The sequence below is a fragment of the Streptomyces cirratus genome (assembly GCF_014650775.1).
Taxonomy (GTDB): Bacteria; Actinomycetota; Actinomycetes; order Streptomycetales; family Streptomycetaceae; genus Streptomyces; species Streptomyces cirratus.
Genome location: NZ_BMVP01000006.1, coordinates 241,926 through 259,535, shown reverse-complemented (window position 1 = coordinate 259,535; position 17,610 = coordinate 241,926). Strand labels below are relative to the sequence as shown.

Below are 17,610 nucleotides of genomic sequence, written 5' to 3'. Positions count from 1 at the left end.
TTCGAATTGCTCTATGGTGGAGACGGGGGAGGTGTTCAGTCGAGGGAAAGCAGGAGGCCGCGGGTGCCCGGTTTTACGCATCTGCACACCGTTTCGGGGTTCTCCATGCGCTACGGAGGCTCCCACCCGGAACGGCTGGCGGAACGCGCCGCCGAGCGGGGCATGGACGCCCTCGCCCTCACCGACCGCGACACCCTCGCGGGTACGGTGCGCTTCGCCCGGGCGGCGGCGGAAGCGGGGATCCGGCCCCTGTTCGGGGTCGACCTCGGGGTGGCCGGCAGCCCCGCGGCCACCGACCGCGCCGATTTCGGGGAGAGCGCATCCTCCCGGCGGCGCAACCCCGTCAGGGGCGGCGCCTTCGTCGACGAGTCCGCGGCCCGGGCCGTCTTCCTCGCCCGCGACGGCGCCACCGGCTGGGCCGAGCTGTGCCGCATGGTCACCGCCGCCCACGCCGGCGCCCCCGACGTCCCGCTCCTGCCCTGGGAGGAGCTGCGCGGCGCGAGCGGCGTGTACGTCCTGCTCGGCCCCGGCTCCGAAGTGGGCCGGGCCCTCGCCGCGGGCCGGCCGGACCGGGCCGCGCGCCTGCTCGCACCCTGGCGGGAGGTCTACGGCGACGACCTGCGCCTGGAGGCCGTCCACCACGGCCGCACCGGCACCGGTCCCGGCTCGCTGCGCCTGGCCGCCCGTACGGTCGGTTTCGCCGCCGAGCAGGGCGTCCCGGCCGTGCTCACCAACGCCGTCCGGTACGCCGACCCCGGCCAGGGGCCCGTCGCCGACGTCCTCGACGCGGCCCGCCGCCTGGTCCCCGTCGACCCCCGCAAACCCCTCGACAGCGGCGAACGCTGGATCAAGGACCCCGCCGCCATGGCCGAGGCCGCCGACCTGATCGCCCGGGCGGCCGGACTGCGCCCCGCCGACGCGCGCCGACTGCTCGCGCAGACCCGTCGGACCGCCGAGGCCTGTGTCGTGGACCCCGAGGACGACCTCGGGATCGGGTCCGTGCACTTCCCCGAAGCCCGGCTCGTCGGGGCCGCCCACCGCACCGCCCAGCGGGTCCTCGCCTCCCGGGCGGCCGCGGGTATGGTGCTGCGCGGTTACGCCGGCGAGCGCCGGTACTGGGAGCGGATGCACGAGGAACTCGACGTCATCGCCTACCACGGCTTCGCCTCGTACTTCCTGACGGTCGCCCAAGTAGTGGACGACGTAAGGGAGATGGGTATCCGGGTGGCGGCCCGCGGCTCCGGCGCGGGTTCCCTCGTCAACCACCTCCTCGGCATCGCGCACGCCGACCCCGTCGCCAACGGCCTGCTGATGGAGCGCTTCCTGTCCAAACGCCGCCGGGTCCTGCCCGACATCGACATCGATGTGGAGTCCGCCCGGCGGCTGGAGGTCTACCGGCGGATCATCGACCGGTTCGGCGCCGAACGCGTCGCCACCGTCTCCATGCCCGAGACCTACCGGGTCAGGCACGCCATCCGAGACGTGGGCGCCGCCCTGTCCATGGACCCGGCCACCGTTGACCGGCTCGCCAAGGCCTTCCCGCACATCCGGGCCCGCGACGCCCGCGCGGCCCTCGCCGAACTGCCCGAACTCCAGGGCGTGCGGGGGGAGTCGCACGGGCGGCTGTGGGAGCTGGTCGAGGCGCTGGACGGACTGCCGCGGGGCATCGCCATGCACCCGTGCGGGGTGCTGCTCTCCGACGCCTCGCTGCTCGCCCGCACCCCGGTCGTGCCGAGCAGCGGCGAGGGCTTCCCCATGTCCCAGTTCGACAAGGACGACGTGGAGGAACTCGGGCTGCTCAAACTCGACGTGCTGGGCGTACGGATGCAGTCCGCGATGGCGCACGCCGTCGCGGAGCTGCGGCGTGCCACGGGGGAGGAGCTCGACCTGGACGACCCGGCGCAGGTGCCGCCGGGCGACGAGGCCACGTACGAGCTGATCCGCTCGGCCGAGACGCTGGGCTGCTTCCAGATCGAGTCCCCGGGCCAGCGCGACCTGGTGGGGCGGCTCCAGCCCGCCACCTTCCACGACCTGGTCGTGGACATCTCGCTGTTCCGGCCCGGCCCGGTGGCCGCCGACATGGTGCGCCCGTTCATCGAGGCCCGGCACGGGCGCGCCCCGGCCCGCTTCCCGCACCCGGACCTGGCGGACGCGCTGCGGGAGACGTACGGGGTGGTGGTCTTCCACGAGCAGATCATCGAGATCGTGCACGTCATGACCGGCTGCGGCCGCGACGAGGCGGACCGGGTGCGGCGCGGGCTGTCCGACCCCGACTCGCAGGGCCGGATCAAGGTCTGGTTCGCGGCGACGGCGCGGACGCGCGGCTACTCCCCCGAAGTGATCGCCCGGACCTGGGAGATCGTGGAGGCCTTCGGCTCGTACGGGTTCTGCAAGGCGCACGCGGTGGCCTTCGCCGTCCCCACCTACCAGTCCGCCTGGCTCAAGGCCCACCACCCGGCCGCCTTCTACGCCGGGCTGCTCACCCACGACCCCGGCATGTACCCGAAGCGGCTGCTGCTGGCGGACGCGCGGCGCCGGGGCATACCCGTGCTGCCGCTGGACGTGAACCGGTCCTCGGTCCACCACCGCATCGAACTGGTGTCCGAGATGCCGCCGCTGTGGGGGCTCCGGCTCGCGCTGGCCGACGTCCACGGCATCAGCGAGGCCGAGGCCGCCAGGATCGAGGAGGGCCAGCCCTACGCCTCCCTGCGCGACTTCTGGGACCGGGCCCACCCGGGCCGGCCCGTGGCCGAACGGCTGGCCCAGGTAGGGGCGTTGGACGCGTTCGGCGCCAACCGCCGCGACCTGCTGCTGCACCTGGGGGAACTGCACGGCGCCCAGCGCGCCGCCGACGCCCGGGGAAGCGCCCAGCTCCCCCTCGGCGGCGGCCGGTCCACCGCCGCCGTCGGGCTGCCCGACCTCAGCGAGGCCGAGCGGCTCAGCGCCGAACTGGGCGTCCTCGGCATGGACGCCTCACGGCACCTGATGGCGGACCACCACGCCTTCCTCGCCGAACTCGGCGTGGTCCCGGCCCGGCGGCTGCGCGACACCGGACACGGCCGGACCGTGCTGGTCGCCGGCGCCAAGGCCGCCACCCAGACCCCGCCCATCCGCTCCGGCAGGCGGGTCATCTTCACCACTCTCGACGACGGGACCGGCCTGGTCGACCTGGCCTTCTTCGACGACAGCCACGAGGCCTGCGCCCACACCGTCTTCCACTCCTTCCTGCTGCTGGTGCGCGGAGTGGTGCAACGGCGCGGACCGCAGAGCCTCAGCATCGTCGGAGCAGCCGCCTGGAACCTCGCCGAACTGGTCGAACTGCGCGCGCAGAGCGGCCTGGAGGCGGTCACCGCCCGGCTGTCCGAACCGGTGCGCGAAGGCGCCGAGCCCCCCGCCCCCGGCCGCCGGATCCACCTGCCGACCGGCTACGAGATGAACCCGTGGGCCGACCTCCAGCCGCCCGGGACGGGCCCGGCGACCGGACGCAAGCTGTGGCACTCCAGCCCCGGGAGCGCGGGATGAACAGCGCGATCCTGCACGTGCGGTGCGCCCCGGCGCTGACCGGCGAGGGCTACCGGGAGGTCCTGGAACTGCTGCGGGAGTTCTCCCCGGTGGTACAGGCCCTGCCGCCGCGCGCCGCGCTGGTCCAGGCAGGCGGCGCGCAACGCTACTTCGGCACGGACGCCGCCCGCATCGCCGAGGTGGTCCGGCTGCGCGCGGTGGCCCGGCTGGGCACCGACGTCCGGATCGGGGTCGCCGCCACCTGGGCCGTGGCCGCGACGGCCTCCGCGCGGGTGCCCGGACCCGGCGGGATCCTGGCCGTCCCCGAGGAGGCGGTGCCCGGCTTCCTCGGGCCGCTGCCGGTGGAGGCGCTGTACGGGCTCGGCTCCCGCCAGGCCGAGGCGCTGCGCGGATACGGACTGCATACGATCGGGGCACTCACCGAGGTGTCACCCGGGGTCGTCGAGCGGATCCTCGGCAAGCGGGCGGGCCGGCTGGTCGTGGAGCGCGCCCACGGGAGGGACCCGCGGCCGGTCACCCCGAGGGACCTGCCCTCCTCGGCCGCCGTCCGCGCCCGGTTCCCCCGGGAGGAGCTGGACGGCCCGCACGCCCGGGCCGCGCTGCTCGCCCTGGTCGTCCGGCTCGGCGCCACCCTGCGCGGGCGCCACCAGGCCGCGCGGGCGCTGACCCTGACCCTCCAGTTCGCCGGCGGGACCCGCTGGGAGAAGACCCGGCGGCTGACGGAACCCTCCGCCCACGACGAAGACCTGCGGGCCATGGCGTACCGCCTGATGGACGCGGCCGGCCTGCAACGGGCCCGGCTGACCGGCATGGTGCTCCGGGCCGAGGACCTCACCGGCGCCGAGGGCGTGGCCCGCCAGCTCACCCTGGACCCCGTCCGCGAGTCCCGTCTGACGGTCGAGGCGGCGATCGACCGCGCCAACGCCCGCTTCGGCCCGGGCACGGTCCGGCCGGCGGCCACCTTCGGCAAGGCCTCGTAGGGCCGTAGGCCGGTCCCTTCCGTACGTCCGCCGGCTCGCGGTCGTATGTTCGTCGGCTTCACGTCCGTACGCGGGCCGGCTTCACGTTCGTACGCCGGCCGGCTTCACGTTCGCGCGTCCGCCGGCCTCGCGCAGGACCGGAGGGCAGCTCGACGCACGAGTTTTTACCGACGCGTAACTTCCAAGTCTTGCTACTCGCCCGTAATTTATCGGCAGCAGCCCCCCTTGTGATCCGGATCACGGGACAAACCCCCCGCACCATCCCCATGACGCAAGGAGACCACTCGATGCTGCCCTGGCGCCGCCTGCTCCGCCCGCTGGCCGTCCTGACCCTCGCAGCCGCCGCGCTCGTCGCCCCCACCGGCACCGCGCAAGCCGCCTCCGCCCCCAGCAGCGGCTGGAACGACTGGACCTGCAAGCCCTCCGCCGCGCACCCGCGCCCCGTCGTACTCGTACACGGCACCCTCGGCAACTCCGTCGACAACTGGCTCGGATTCGCGCCGTACCTCGTCCACCGCGGCTACTGCGTCTACTCCCTCGACTACGGTCAGATCCCCGGCCAGTCCTTCTTCAACGGCCTCGGGCCCATCGACAGGTCCGCCGTGCAGCTCGGCACGTTCGTCGACCGGGTGCTGGCCTCCACCGGCGCCGCCAAGACCGACATCGTCGGCCACTCCCAGGGCGGCATGATGCCCCGCCAGTACCTCAAGTCCCCCGGCGGCGCCGCCAAGGTGAACGCCCTCGTCGGACTCGCCCCCGACAACCACGGCACCACCCTGTCCGGCCTGACCCAGCTGCTCCCCTACTTCCCCGGAGCCGAGGACCTGATCAGCTCGGCGACCCCGGGCCTGGCCGACCAGATCGTCGGATCCCCCTTCGTCACCCAGCTCAACGCGGGCGGGGACACCGTCCCCGGAGTCGCCTACACGGTGATCACCACCAAGTACGACGAGGTGGTGACCCCGTACACCAGCGGCTTCCTCAGCGGGCCGAACGTGCGCAACGTCGTGATCCAGGACCTGTGCGCCCTCGACTTCTCCGAGCACGTCGCCATCGGCCTGACCGACCGCATCGCCTGGCACGAGGCGGCCAACGCCCTCGACCCGGCCCACGCCGAACGCACCACCTGCGCCTCGGTCTTCCAGTGACGGACCCCGGCCGGCTTCGCTAGCGGCCGTGCCGGCCCGTCGCGCGGCGGCGGGCCACGGCGAAGAGCACGGCCGAGCCGACGGCCAAAGTGCCCGCCCCGGCGATCGCGATCACCGGGGCGGAGCCGTCGCCGCCCGTCTGCGCGAGGTCCCCGGCCCTGGCCGCCGCCGTGGACGGCGAGGCGAGCGGGGGCTCGCCGGTCGTGCCGTTCGTGTTCGGGTCGTTGTCGCCGTGCCCGCCGTGCTCCACGGTCGACTTGGCCGCGCCCTCGGAGATCTGCTCGTCCGTCGGCGGCTTGGCGACGGGCCCGTCCGACGGCTTGGCACCGGGGACCGCGCTGCCGGCGCTGCTCGGCTTGGAACTCGGCTTGCCGCTCCCGGCCCCGGTTCCCGTCCCGCTGCCTGTGTCCTTGCCGAAGACCACGTCCGAGCAGCTGTAGAAGGCCTCCGGGCTGTCCGAGCGCTGCCAGATGCCGTAGATCAGGTGCCGCCCGCTCTTCTTCGGGACCGTGCCGGAGAAGACGTAGTCACCGCCCCGCATCCCCGGGTCGGTGACCTTCACGAACGGCTCGGCCTCCAGGTCGGCCCACTTGAGCGGCTTCGACGGGTCGTAGCCGTCCTTCGTCACGTACAGCTCGAACGTGCCCTTGTGCGGGGCGGTTCCCTTGTAGCGGAAGGTGTGCGCGCCGGACGTCATGGCGCCGGCCGGCCAGTCCGCGCGGGCCAGGTCCAGGCCCCGGTACTTGTCGTTCCCCGCGGAACACAGCTGCCCGTTCGGAATCAACGCCCGGTGGTTGCCCGCCGCGTTGGCGATGTTCACCGCGTTCCAGTCGTAGAGGGCCTGCGTTCCGCCCGCCGCGACCGCCGCCTTGCAGGCCGCCGAACGCGGGGACTCCGGGCCCTCCGCGTAGCAGGCGGCCACCCGGCTGACCGGGTCCGTCATCGAACCGTGCGCGACTGCGGGGCCGGCGGCGTACGCGGCCACCGCGAGCGGGGCCAGACCGGCGACGGCGATGCGGCCGACGGTGCGGGTGACGGTACGCATGGTGGATCTCCTCCGGGCGGTGGCGTCATGGGGTACGCCAGGGGGGCCGGGCGGCGCGTCCCCGGACACGAGGTGTCTCCGACGCCGCTCCGGCCCTCCCTGGCCCCGCCAACCTAACGGCCCCGACCTGCGGTTTCCCGCGGATCGGGGCCATCGAGGCGATCCTTAGGCCCCCCTTAAGGCGCAGGTAAGCGTCCCCTGAGGAAGGGGGCTCACTTCACGTTGACCGCGGTCCAGGCCGCCGCGACCGCCTGGTACTCGGTGCCACCCGTTCCGTACAGGTCCGCGGCGGCCTTGAGGGTCGCCGTGCGCGCCCCCGCGTAGTCCGTCGAGGAGGTCATGTACACCGACAGCGCCTTGTACCAGATCTTGTACGCCTTGGTGCGGCCGATGCCGGCCACGGCGGAGCCGTTGGCGGTCGGCGAGTCATAGCTGACGCCGTTGACCGTCTTGGCACCGCTTCCCTCGGACAGCAGGTAGAAGAAGTGGTTGGCGACACCGGAGGAGTTGTGGACGTCGAGGCGGCCGACGTTCTTGTCCCAGTAGTCGGCGGAGGCGCCGTCGCGGCTCGGCTTGTCCATGTACCGCAGCGGCGTGCCGTTCCCGTGGATGTCGATCTTCTCGCCGATCAGGTAGTCACCGGGGTCGGAGGGGTTGTTGGCGTAGAACTCCACCGAGGTGCCGAAGATGTCGGAGGTGGCCTCGTTGAGGCCGCCGGACTCCCGGGTGTAGCGCAGCCCCGCCGTCGAGGCGGTCAGGCCGTGCGACATCTCGTGGCCGGCCACGTCGAGCGAGGTGAGCGGCTTGGTGTTGTTCGAGCCGTCGCCGTAGGTCATGCAGAAGCAGCTGTCGTCCCAGAACGCGTTGACGTAGGCGTTTCCGTAGTGGACCCGGGAGTAGGCGGCGACGCCGTCACCTCGGATGCCCAGCCGGCCCAGTTCGTTCTTGTAGAAGTCCCACGTCACGGCGGCGCCGTAGTGGGCGTCGACGGCGGCGGTCTGCCGGTTGGCGGGGGTGCCGTTGCCCCAGGTGTCGTCGGCGTCGGTGAACAGGGAACCGGTCCCGTTGGTGCCGCCGGCCAGGTCGTAGGTCTTGTGGCCGCCGCGGGTGGCGTCGTTCAGCTCGAACTGCGAGCCGCTGGCCTTGGTGGCGAGGGTGACCGAGCCGCTGTACTCGCTCGCGCCGATGCCCGTCTCGATGGCGTCGTACGAGTAGAGCACCTTGCCGCTGCGGGCGTCGGTGATGGTGTGCAGTTTGCTCGGCGTGCCGTCGTCCCCGACGCCCTCGGAGACGCTCTCCCAGGCCAGGACCGGTGCTCCGCCGACGGCCCAGACGACCTTGCGGGCGCCCTTGGGGGACGCGAGGGAAGCAGTCTTGGTGTCCACGGATATCCGGGCCCCGTAGGCCTTGGTGGTGGAGCGCGCGCCGTTCTTGGCGTGCACGACCAGGTCGCCGCCGAGTACCGGCAGACCGGCGTAGGTGCGCTCGTAGCGGGTGTGGACGGTGCCGTCCGCGTCCTTGACGACGTCGCGGGCCACGAGCCCTTCCTGGTCGCCGAGGCCGATGGCCTTGGCGGTGGACGGGGCGTCGGACTGGGCCTGGGCGATCGCGGATGCGCGCGCCGTCCCGGTCAGCGAGACGGCCGTGGCGCCGGCCTCGCGCTCGGCGGCGGCGTTGGCGGGACCGCTCTGCACGGCGAGGGCGACCATCGCGGCCGAGGCGACGAGGGCGGCGGCGCGGAGGGCGTGAACACGGCGCGGGGAGGCGGCGGTTGAGGACGGCGTGGGGTGAGTCACTCGTTGCTCCTTGTTGCCAGTGGGGGGCAGTGGTGGAGACAGTGCCAGGAAGTCACCCCTGATTGGCAGGTGCGCAACAAGAATTTGACCTTGCTGTTGTCCGCAGAACGCAAAGCGGTGTCCGCTCGGCGGTGAATGCGTCCGTTTTCGGAGGGAGTTGCTCCGCTACCGCCCCGGGACGACGGCCCGGGGCGGCAGCAGCAGTGCGCGAGCGCAGTCGGTGTCGACGCGGAAGCCGAACTGCGCTTTGACGATGATCCGGTCGACCGTGCGGGCACCCAGCGCACCCCGGATGCCGAAGGGCCCGCGCGACCGGATCTCCCCGTCGACGTGCACCTCACCGACCCGGTCGGCGTACACCGTCGATCCGCCGCAGACAGTGCGGGCCGCGCTGTGGCCGGCCGCGTCCCGGTCGCCGACGCACGCCAGGTCCGTCTTGCGCGGCCACCCGTATACGTCGTCCGCGCGCACCGACTCTTCGCCGAGGGGCCGGTGTCCGGGCGGCCGGGCGGAGTGCGGCGATGGACGGCGTCGTGATCCCCGCCCATGCCGACTCCCCCGTACCGGAGGCGGGACGGGCGTGACGGGGCGGTGGGGCCTACGCGAGCAGCGCGGACAGTCCGGCAGGGGTCCTGGCCTGGGCTTCGAGAGCGTCGAGGGCCCGTACGGCCTGGGTGGCGGCCTCCGGGTCCCGCTCGGCGAGGCCGCTCGCCGCGAACTCGTCCTCGTCCAGCCGCAGAACGCTCGCCCCGTCCCCGGAGACCCACAGGTCGAGGTCAAGGTCCTCGACCACGACCTCGCCGTCGCGGACCACGGCCGGCCGGGTCACGTCGCAGTACCAGCCCTTGAGCCGGCCGTCGCCCGTCCGCACCTCCTTGACCGCGTACCAGCGGCTGCGCCAGAAGTGCTCGGTGAACACGTCGCCCGGCTCGAAGCGCACGAAGCCGAAGTCCCGTACGCCCTCCGCCGCCCAGGGAGCGCGCACGGAGAGCCGGTCGCCCGTGTCGGCGAGCAGCTCGGCCGGATAGCGGATCTTGGTGCGCCCCGCCTTGACGAGGGCGACGGTGAGCATGCCGGTCATGCGGTCACTTCCTTGGGGTTGACATCGAAGGGGGCGAGCCGCTTCGCGAAGCGGGTCTCGGTGGCGCGGATCTCGTACCCGAACCGCTTGTTGACGGCGAGCATCGCCGCGTTGCCCGCGTCGTTGCCGGTCAGCGCCTCGGTGCAGCCCGTCGCGAGGGCACGGTGCAGAGAGGCGGTCTTGGCGAGCTTGGCCAGCCCGCGGCCCCGGTGGGCGCGGCGCGTGCCGGTCATCGCCGAGCCGTAGCGGCCCGCCCCGTCGGTCCGGGCGGCCGAGAAGGCGGCAACGACGCCGTCGACGAGGACGACCGTCGTCAGGTCGTGGTCGAGGGAGGGTTCGTGCCACACCTCGGCGAGCCAGTTTTCGTAGTCGTCCAGTTCCACCGGCACGTCACCCGGCTCGTCCAGCGAAACCTCGGCGTCGGCTTCGTACAGCGGGCGCGGATCGTCCGCGAACGCGGAGGCGGCGCGCAGCTCGACGCCGGGCGGCAGGACGGCCGGGTACGGCGGCAGGGTCCGCTCGGACAGCTCCAGGCGCAGGAAGTGGGCGGAGCGGCCGGGCCGGTAGCCGTGCCGCGCGGCGAAGGCGTGATCGCGAGGCCCGTCCAGGACCCAGGCGTACGAGTCCACGGCCCCGGCGGCGACCAGATGCTCCTCGGCCGCACGCAGCAGGGCGCTTCCGACGCCGAGACCGCGGTGGGCTGGATGCACCTGGAGGTTGACGAAGCCGAGGCCGGGTTCGGGACTCTCGTGCGCGATGCCGACCTGTGCGGTGGCGACGGGCAGGCCGTCCGCGTGCTCGGCGAGGAGGATCCGGTACCGCTTGGCGGGGTGGGCGGAGGTGACCTCGTAGGCCACGCCGGCCGAGGTGGTGATCATGAACGGGAGGACGGTCCGGCGCAGGTGTACGACGGCCTCCACGTCCCCGGGGTCGCCGGGACGCAGGTCTCGGATCGAAACGGTCATGGGGGCGACGCTAAGGGCGGGCCGCCGTCGGCGCCTGCGAATTACCGGGCGGTGGGGGACAATCGGCGCCGTGACCTCGACTTCGCCCAACCTAAAGATCAAGATCGACGGGTCGGCCGGCTCCGCCGCCCCCTACGAGCAGCTGCGCGCGCAGATCGCGGACGCGGCCCGGACCGGGCGGCTGCCGGTGGGGTTCAAACTGCCGACCGTGCGGGGGCTGGCGGAGGAACTGGGGCTCGCTGCGAACACGGTCGCCAAGGCGTACCGGGCCCTGGAGGGCGACGGCGTGATCGAGACGCGGGGGCGGGCCGGGACGTTCGTCGCCGCCGCCGGGGACTCCGCCGCGCGGGAGGCGGCCGCCGCGGCGCAGGCGTTCGCCGAGCGCGCCCACCGGCTGGGCCTGACCCGGGCGGAAGCCACGGCCGCGGCGGGAGAGGCCCTCCGGGCGCGCTACGGCACCTGAGCCCGGGCTGTGCGGCGGCCTGAGCCCGGGCGGTGCGGCGGCTTGAGCCGCAGGCGGTACTGGGCCGGGCGGGACCTGAGGCCCGGGCCGTACGGCACCTGAGGCCCGGGCCGTGCGGGGCCTGAGCCGCAGGCGGTGCGGGCCTGCGGCCTGCGTTCCGCCGCGGGCGGGGCTGTCAGGGGTTGCGGGGGGTGAGCCGGGCCATCAGGTGGTGCTGCATCGGCTGGCCCACGGCCTCCATCTCCTGAACCACGGTCAGCTCCCCGCCCTCCAGGGTGTACCGGCGGCGCATCGCGGTCACCTCCTTGGCCCGGGGCGTCACCGACACGCTCCGGGTGGCCATCTCGATACCGGCCCCCGACACCTGGCCGTCGTACGTCTCGACGATCCCCGTCGGGTGGGCCAGCACCACCTCCAGCGAGGCGTCCGGCATCACCCGCCACCAGCCGACCTCCCGCCCCGACGGCCGCAGGGCCGCGCCCGATCCGTCGATCAGCCAGGCGCGGGACTCGTAGCGCAGGAACGGCCTCCCGTCATGGCTGAACGTGATCTCCTGCTCGTAGCGGAACCCGTGCTCCAGGGTCGGGTACTCGCCGCTGCCCCGGCCGTGCCAGCGCCCGATGAGCTGTAGCACGGGCCGCAGCTGCGGGTGCGGCTCGGGGCCCTCGCCGAGGACGAGGGTGTCGGGGTAGGGGTTCTCCTGCGCCGGTTCGGGCACGTGGACTCCTGTTTCGGTGTGCCCGGGGGACGCCGGGCACGACGGGGCGTGGCCTTCGCGGCCATTGTCGTCGCACCGGGGCCGCGGGGACGGGACCTACAGGTAGAGCCCCGGCTCCGCGCCGTGCCCCTGCGGCGGCAGGACTGCCGCCGTCGGACCGCTACCGCGGCGCAGCGCGAAGAGCTCCGCCAGGGTCGCGCCCTCGCGGGAGACGCCCTCGTCGGTGCCGAGCCAGTCCACCGCCTCACGGTGCGTCAGCCGGCCGACCTCGATCCGGGCCAGACAGCGGCCCGGCCGGACCACCGCCGGGTGCAGGCGCTCCAGGTCCTCGTTGGTCGTCACCCCGACCAGCACGTTGCGGCCCTGGCCCAGCAGTCCGTCCGTCAGGTTCAGCAGCCGCGACAGCGCCTGCCCGGCCTGGTGGCGGGCCTCGCCGCGGATCAGCTCGTCGCAGTCCTCCAGCAGCAGCAGCCGCCAGCGCCCCTTGGCCGTGCCCTCGTCCTCCCCGATCGCGATGTCCATCAGGTAGCCCACGTCGTTGAACAGCCGCTCCGGGTCCAGGACGCAGTCCACCTGGCACCAGTCCCGCCACGACCGGGCCAGCGTCCGCAGCGCGGAGGTCTTGCCGGTCCCGGGCGGCCCGTGCAGCAGGAGCAGCCGGCCCGCGATGTCGTCCGGGGTCACCTTCATCAGCCGGTCCATCGCCTCGGCCACCGGCGCGGTGTAGTTGGGCCGCACCTCCGCCCAGGTGCCCGCCGCGATCTGCCGGGTCGTGCGGTAGGGGCCGCGGCGCGGGGAGACGTACCAGAACCCCATCGTGACGTTCTCCGGCTGCGGTTCGGGCTCGTCCCGCGCCCCTTCCGTGGCCTCACCGAGCACACCCGTGGCGAGTTCGTCGCTGACGGCCGTCACCGTCACGTCCGCGCCCCGGCTCCAGCGCGACACGAGCATCGTCCAGCCCTCGCCCTCCGCGAGCGTGGCGCTGCGGTCGGTGTCGCGCGCCGAGCGCAGCACCGTCGCTCCGGGCGGCAGCAAAGTGGCCTCCGCCTTGACCCGTTCGATGGAGACGCTGTGCGAGTACGGCTGCTCGCCGGACGCGAACCGGCCGAGGAACAGGGCGTCGACGACATCCGACGGCGAGTCGCTGTCGTCGAGGGTGAGCCGGATCGGCAGCGCGTCGTGCGGGTTGGCTGACATGGCGCCCATGATCCGGCACGAACTGCCCTCCTGCACCCGTGTTTCGCCGGATCGAGTGTCAGAGTGCCCTCTTCAAACCCCTCGCCGGTGAAGATTCGGAGCGGACTCCGCTCCGAACATTCTTGGCATGAACACTTCCAGCCAGGCCGTGCGCCCTGTACCAACGACTCAGGAGTAACCCCCACTAGGAGCCGCACACATGAGCATGAGACTGTCGCGCTTCGCCACCCTCACCTCCGCCCTCTTACTCGCCGCGGGCGCCGCCCTGTTCGGCGCAGGCCAGGCGGCCGCCTCCGCCCAGGCCGACTTCGGCTACGTAGCCCTCGGAGACTCGTACTCCTCCGGCGTGGGCTCCGGCAACTACGACAGCGGGAGCGGGGACTGCAAGCGCACCTCCCGGGCCTATCCGGCCCTGTGGGCCGCCGCCCACTCCCCTCAGACCTTCTCGTTCACCGCCTGCTCGGGTGCCCGGACGGGTGACGTCCTCTCCGGTCAGCTCGGCCCGCTGAACTCCGGCACCGACCTCGTCAGCATCACCATCGGCGGCAACGACGCCGGCTTCTCGGACGTCATGACGACCTGTGTGCTCCAGTCGGAGTCCACCTGCGTGTCCCGCGTCAACCAGGCCAAGGCGTACGTGGACTCCACCCTCCCCGGTCAGCTCGACCAGGTCTACAACGCCATCTCCGCCCGCGCCCCGGCCGCCCACGTGGTGGTGCTCGGCTATCCCCGCTTCTACCAGCTGAACGGTTCCTGCGTCGCGGGACTGTCCGAGGGTGAACGCAGCGCCATCAACGGCGCCGCCGACTACCTCAACGCCGCCATCGCCAAGCGCGCCGCCAACCACGGCTTCACCTTCGCCTCGGTCACCAGCGCCTTCACCGGCCACGAGATCTGCTCCGGCAGCGCGTGGCTGCACAGCCTCAACTGGGCCAACATCGGCGAGTCCTACCACCCGACCGCCACCGGACAGTCGAGCGGCTACCTGCCCGTGTTCACCGGCAAGGCATAGGTCCCTCCGGGCCGCCCGGCCCTCACGGCGTTTCCCCCGGGCCCGGCGTCGGGCCCGGGGAGCCGGACGGAGCCGGGGGAGCAGAGGAGGAGGAGGCCCCGGCCGTCGGGGTCTCCTCCTCGCACGTGACGGAGAAGTCCAGCCACGCCGACACCGCCCGGGCGGGCAGGCGCACCTCCAGCCGGACCGCGTCCGCGAAGCTCCCGCCGGCCCCGGATTCCGTATGGTCGAACTGCCGGGTCTTCGCGCCGCCCGCCTCGTACGTGACGCCCTGCCAGCCCGCGTCGGAGCCCGTCGCGCCGCGCGTCACCCAGCGGTACTCCACCACGGCGGGGACGGCGTCCACCGCGATCGTGCCGGTGAAGGCGGGCGCACCGGCCGGGGGAGGAGGGCAGGTGCCGCGGTAGGCGCCGTACAGGGTGTGGACGTACAGGGTCACCTGCTGCCCGGCCGTCGGGCTGCCGCTCGCCGAGGGGGAGCCGGACGGGGCCGGCGGCCGGCTCGTGGGCGCGGGCGCAGGCACCGTCGGGCCGCTCCCGCTCCCGCTGCCGCCGGAGCCGCCGTCCGGCTTCCCGCGGGTGTCGAGCAGCAGCCAGCCGAGCGTCACCACCGCCAGGAGCAGCACCACGATCCCCGCGGTCAGCACCAGCCCGGCCCGCCTGCGCCCGGACCGCGGAGCGGCATCGCGGGTGGCGAGGGGCGTGGTGGGCGCCGGGCCGTAGGGGCTCCGCTCCGGCAGTGCCGCCGTCGGCGCGTCCGGCCCCGGCACCGGGCCGTCCGGGGAGCGTACGGTCCCTACCGCGCCGTCCGGGGGTACGGTCCCTCCCGTGCCGATGACGCGCAGCATCCGGGCCGCCTCCGCCGCGGGCAGCCGCCGGTCCGGGTCCTTGCGCAGCAGCCCCTCCAGTACGGGCGCCAGCGGCCCGGCCCGGTGAGGGGTCGGCGGCTCACCCTCCACCACCGCGCGCAGCGTGGCCATCGCGGTGTCCCGGCGGAACGGCGAAGCCCCCTCGACGGCCGCGTACAGCAGCACCCCGAGCGACCACAGGTCCGACGCCGGTCCCGGCGACCGGCCCAGCGCCCGCGCCGGCGCGAGGAATTCGGGGGACCCGACCACCTCTCCCGTCATCGTGATCGAGGAGGAGCCCTCCAGGCTCGCGATGCCGAAGTCCCCGAGGAGGACCCGGCCGTCGTTGGCGATCAGCACGTTGGCGGGCTTGACGTCCCGGTGCACCACCCCCGACTCGTGCGCGGAGCGCAGTGCGGCCAGTACCTGTTCGCCGATGTGCGCGGCGCGCTGCGCAGTCATGGGTCCCTCGGCCTCCAGGACGTCCGCCAGCGAGAGCCCGCGCACCAGCTCCATCACGATCCAGGGGCGGCCGTCCTCGGTGGCCACGTCGTAGACGGTCACCACCCCGCGGTGCGAGATCCGCGCCGCCGCCCAGGCCTCCCGCTCCAGCCGCCGGTACATCCGCTCCGCCTCGGCCGGGTCCGGCCCGGCGGGCGCCCGGACCTCCTTCACCGCGACCTCGCGGCCGAGCACCTCGTCCCGGGCCCGCCACACGATGCCCATGCCGCCGCGGCCCAGCGGACCGAGCAGCCGGTAGCGGCCGGCGATGACACGCCCGTCCTCATCCATGTTCCCGCTCACACGAGCCCCCCGTGTCCGTCACCGGATGATCACTCCAAGTTAGCGCAGCGGGGGTGCTGTGACACCCGTCGTGACGGGACCGCCGCAATGGAGCCCCCGGTGCGGTCCGGAGGGCATCGCGCCTGTGCGGAGAGTGATCGCCGACTGCGCTGAGTAATCGTCAACTCCCCGTAGGTATAGGGGTAATTCGCACCACCGGGATACCCGAGGGCGACGCCGGGGCGATAGGGTTAGCCTGCCCGGGCCGGGTGCCCTCGTACGGGTGGGGAGAGACATGGAACAGATAGCAATGCGCAGCAGGCCGCCTCGCGTGCCTGCCATCACCTGTGGCAGCAGTGCGACCAGCTCGCGCCTCGACCGCCACCTCGCCGTGCTGGGCGGTCCCGCCGTCCCGCACCACGAGAGCGCGGAGGCGACGCTGCTGATGCGCGAACTCACCTCCCGCGACCACACGCACGTCCAGCGGAGCCGGAGCGCGCGCGTCGCGCTGTTCGCGCCGCTGCGCCGGCTGCGGCGCACGCTCTTCGGCAGCCGCCGCTCGTAACTGCCCCTGCGAGGCGGCCGGTCGGCCCGGCCGCACCCCCGGCCCCGTCTTGATCCACGGCGTACTCCGGCAGCGTCTCGACCTGGGGCGGCCTGCCCAGGCGTGCTCCGGCCCCTCCCGGCGGTCCCAGGTGTCCCGGCCACCCGGCGTGCTCGCGCCGGGCGGCCGGGCCCCGCCGGCACCCTCAGGCGATCACACCGTCCCGGCGCAGCGCCGTGATCCGCTCGTCCGTCATCCCCAGGCCGCGCAGCAGCGCCTCGGTGTGCTCGCCGAGCGCGGGCACCGCCCCCATCCGCGGCGGCGGCCCGTCCGGAAGCCCGATCGGCGGCAGCAGGGCCCGCAGCGGGCCCACCGGTGACCCCACCTCCCGCCAGCGGTCGCGGGCCGCCAGCTGTGGGTGCGCGGCCAGCCGGGCCACCGGGTTCAGCCGCGCACAGGCGATACCCGCCGCTTCCAGGCGGGCGATCGCGTCGTCCGCGTCCAGCGCCGCCAGGGCCTTGGCCACCACCGCGTCGGTCGCCTCCCGGCCGCGGGTGCGCGCGGCGTTCGTCGCGTACGCCGGGTCGTCCGCCAACTCGGGCCGCTCCAGAACCTGTTCCGCGAGGCGGCGCCACTCGCGGTCGTTCTGCACGGACAGCAGTACGCGGTCCCCGTCGGCCGTCGGGTAGGCATCGTAGGGTGCGATGACGGCGTGGGCGAGGCCGGTCCGTACGGGCTGCCGGCCGCCGTGCATCGTGTGGTGCAGGGGGTGGCCCATCCACTCGGCGAGGGCGTCCAGCATCGACACCTCCACCCTGCCCCCGCGCCCGGTGGTCCCGCGGCGCAGGAGGGCGGCGAGCACCCCCGAGAAGGCGTACATGGCGGCCGCGATGTCAGCCGCCGGAATCCCCGCCTTGACGGGCTGCTCCGGGGTGCCGGTCACCGACACCAGCCCCGCCTCGCACTGCACGAGCATGTCGTAGGCGCGCTTGTGGGCGTACGGGCCCTCGGGGCCGTACCCGGAGATGTCCACGGCGACCAGCCGCGGGTAACGGGCGCACAGCGCCGCCGCGTCGAGGCCGAGCCGGGCGGCGGCTCCCTGGGCGAGGTTCTGGACGAAGACGTCGGCGCCCTCCAGGAGGCCGTGCAGGACCTCCCTGCCGCGCGGATCCTTGAGGTCCAGCGCGATCGACTCCTTGCCGCGGTTGGCCCAGACGAAGTGCGAGGCGAGGCCCCGGGCGGTGGTGTCGTAGGCGCGGGCGAAGTCGCCGCCGTCGGGCCGCTCGACCTTGACCACCCGCGCTCCCAGATCGGCGAGCTGGCGGGTGGCGAAGGGGGCCGAGACGGCCTGTTCGACGGCGACGACGGTGATGCCTTCGAGGGGCAGCGGATCGGCGGCGGGCGGCGCGGGATGCGGCGCCGGAAGCGGTGCGCAGTGCGGAGCGGGGTGCGTGTCAGGAGCCATGACAGCCTGCCTACCTGCTCGGACCCGGGGCTGTCACCCCGCAC

The 17,610-nt window shown here is 73.8% G+C and carries 15 protein-coding genes; 6 read left to right on the top strand and 9 right to left on the bottom strand.

Features of this window, described 5'->3' with window-relative positions; translation table 11 throughout:
* Nucleotides 1-63 precede the first annotated feature (63 nt).
* From IE207_RS18560 to IE207_RS18550, 3 genes are all read left to right on the top strand, one after another.
* Complete coding sequence (locus IE207_RS18560; RefSeq protein WP_190185341.1) at nt 64-3,522, top strand: DNA polymerase III subunit alpha; 3,459 nt, start codon at nt 64-66, stop codon at nt 3,520-3,522.
* Nucleotides 3,519-4,502, top strand: a complete 984-nt coding sequence (locus IE207_RS18555) for a DNA polymerase Y family protein (protein ID WP_190185340.1) — start codon at nt 3,519-3,521, stop codon at nt 4,500-4,502. Before IE207_RS18560 ends, IE207_RS18555 begins: the two co-directional genes overlap by 4 nt.
* 287 nt (nt 4,503-4,789) lie before the next feature.
* Nucleotides 4,790-5,650 carry an esterase/lipase family protein gene (locus tag IE207_RS18550; RefSeq protein ID WP_190185425.1) on the top strand — a complete coding sequence of 287 codons (861 nt, stop codon included), beginning with the start codon at nt 4,790-4,792 and terminating at the stop codon, nt 5,648-5,650.
* 19 nt (nt 5,651-5,669) lie between these two features.
* On the opposite strand, the gene IE207_RS18545 is transcribed toward IE207_RS18550, so the two are convergent.
* The 5 genes from IE207_RS18545 to IE207_RS18525 all read right to left on the bottom strand — a co-directional run bounded on the left by IE207_RS18545 (nt 5,670) and on the right by IE207_RS18525 (nt 10,537).
* Complete coding sequence (locus tag IE207_RS18545; protein WP_190185339.1) at nt 5,670-6,695, bottom strand: lytic polysaccharide monooxygenase; 1,026 nt, start codon at nt 6,693-6,695, stop codon at nt 5,670-5,672.
* A 212-nt stretch (nt 6,696-6,907) separates the two neighbouring features.
* The gene (locus tag IE207_RS18540) at nt 6,908-8,404 is read right to left on the bottom strand and encodes a M4 family metallopeptidase (protein WP_190185424.1); all 1,497 of its coding nucleotides are present in this window, start codon (nt 8,402-8,404) and stop codon (nt 6,908-6,910) included.
* A gap of 252 nt (nt 8,405-8,656) precedes the next feature.
* Nucleotides 8,657-8,962 carry a hypothetical protein gene (locus IE207_RS18535; protein WP_190185338.1) on the bottom strand — a complete coding sequence of 102 codons (306 nt, stop codon included), beginning with the start codon at nt 8,960-8,962 and terminating at the stop codon, nt 8,657-8,659.
* A gap of 127 nt (nt 8,963-9,089) precedes the next feature.
* Complete coding sequence (locus IE207_RS18530) at nt 9,090-9,572, bottom strand: ribonuclease FAU-1 family protein (protein WP_190185337.1); 483 nt, start codon at nt 9,570-9,572, stop codon at nt 9,090-9,092.
* On the bottom strand, nt 9,569-10,537 hold the full coding sequence (locus IE207_RS18525) for a GNAT family N-acetyltransferase (protein WP_190185336.1): 969 nt from the start codon (nt 10,535-10,537) through the stop codon (nt 9,569-9,571). Before IE207_RS18525 ends, IE207_RS18530 begins: the two co-directional genes overlap by 4 nt.
* Before the next feature lie 70 nt (nt 10,538-10,607).
* Here IE207_RS18525 and IE207_RS18520 point away from each other — a divergent pair, with 70 nt between their 5' ends.
* On the top strand, nt 10,608-11,000 hold the full coding sequence (locus tag IE207_RS18520) for a GntR family transcriptional regulator (RefSeq protein WP_229873805.1): 393 nt from the start codon (nt 10,608-10,610) through the stop codon (nt 10,998-11,000).
* 175 nt (nt 11,001-11,175) lie between these two features.
* On the opposite strand, the gene IE207_RS18515 is transcribed toward IE207_RS18520, so the two are convergent.
* Entirely contained in the window at nt 11,176-11,718 is a 543-nt protein-coding gene (locus IE207_RS18515) for a heme-binding beta-barrel domain-containing protein (RefSeq protein WP_190185334.1), read from the bottom strand.
* Between the two features lie 96 nt (nt 11,719-11,814).
* A complete protein-coding gene (locus IE207_RS18510; protein WP_229873804.1) occupies nt 11,815-12,915 on the bottom strand; it encodes a DUF5925 domain-containing protein in 1,101 nt (366 codons plus the stop codon).
* Between the two features lie 205 nt (nt 12,916-13,120).
* On the opposite strand from IE207_RS18510, the gene IE207_RS18505 reads away from it, so the two are divergent.
* The gene (locus tag IE207_RS18505; protein ID WP_190185423.1) at nt 13,121-13,927 is read left to right on the top strand and encodes an SGNH/GDSL hydrolase family protein; all 807 of its coding nucleotides are present in this window, start codon (nt 13,121-13,123) and stop codon (nt 13,925-13,927) included.
* 22 nt (nt 13,928-13,949) lie between these two features.
* On the opposite strand, the gene IE207_RS18500 is transcribed toward IE207_RS18505, so the two are convergent.
* The gene (locus IE207_RS18500) at nt 13,950-15,566 is read right to left on the bottom strand and encodes a serine/threonine-protein kinase (RefSeq protein ID WP_190185332.1); all 1,617 of its coding nucleotides are present in this window, start codon (nt 15,564-15,566) and stop codon (nt 13,950-13,952) included.
* Between the two features lie 286 nt (nt 15,567-15,852).
* Here IE207_RS18500 and IE207_RS18495 point away from each other — a divergent pair, with 286 nt between their 5' ends.
* Nucleotides 15,853-16,122: a hypothetical protein gene (locus tag IE207_RS18495; protein WP_190185331.1), complete on the top strand. Its 270-nt coding sequence runs from the start codon at nt 15,853-15,855 to the stop codon at nt 16,120-16,122.
* Between the two features lie 184 nt (nt 16,123-16,306).
* Here the strand turns inward: IE207_RS18495 and IE207_RS18490 are convergent, their stop codons facing one another.
* Entirely contained in the window at nt 16,307-17,566 is a 1,260-nt protein-coding gene (locus IE207_RS18490; protein ID WP_229873803.1) for a CaiB/BaiF CoA transferase family protein, read from the bottom strand.
* Nucleotides 17,567-17,610: the final 44 nt, after the last annotated feature.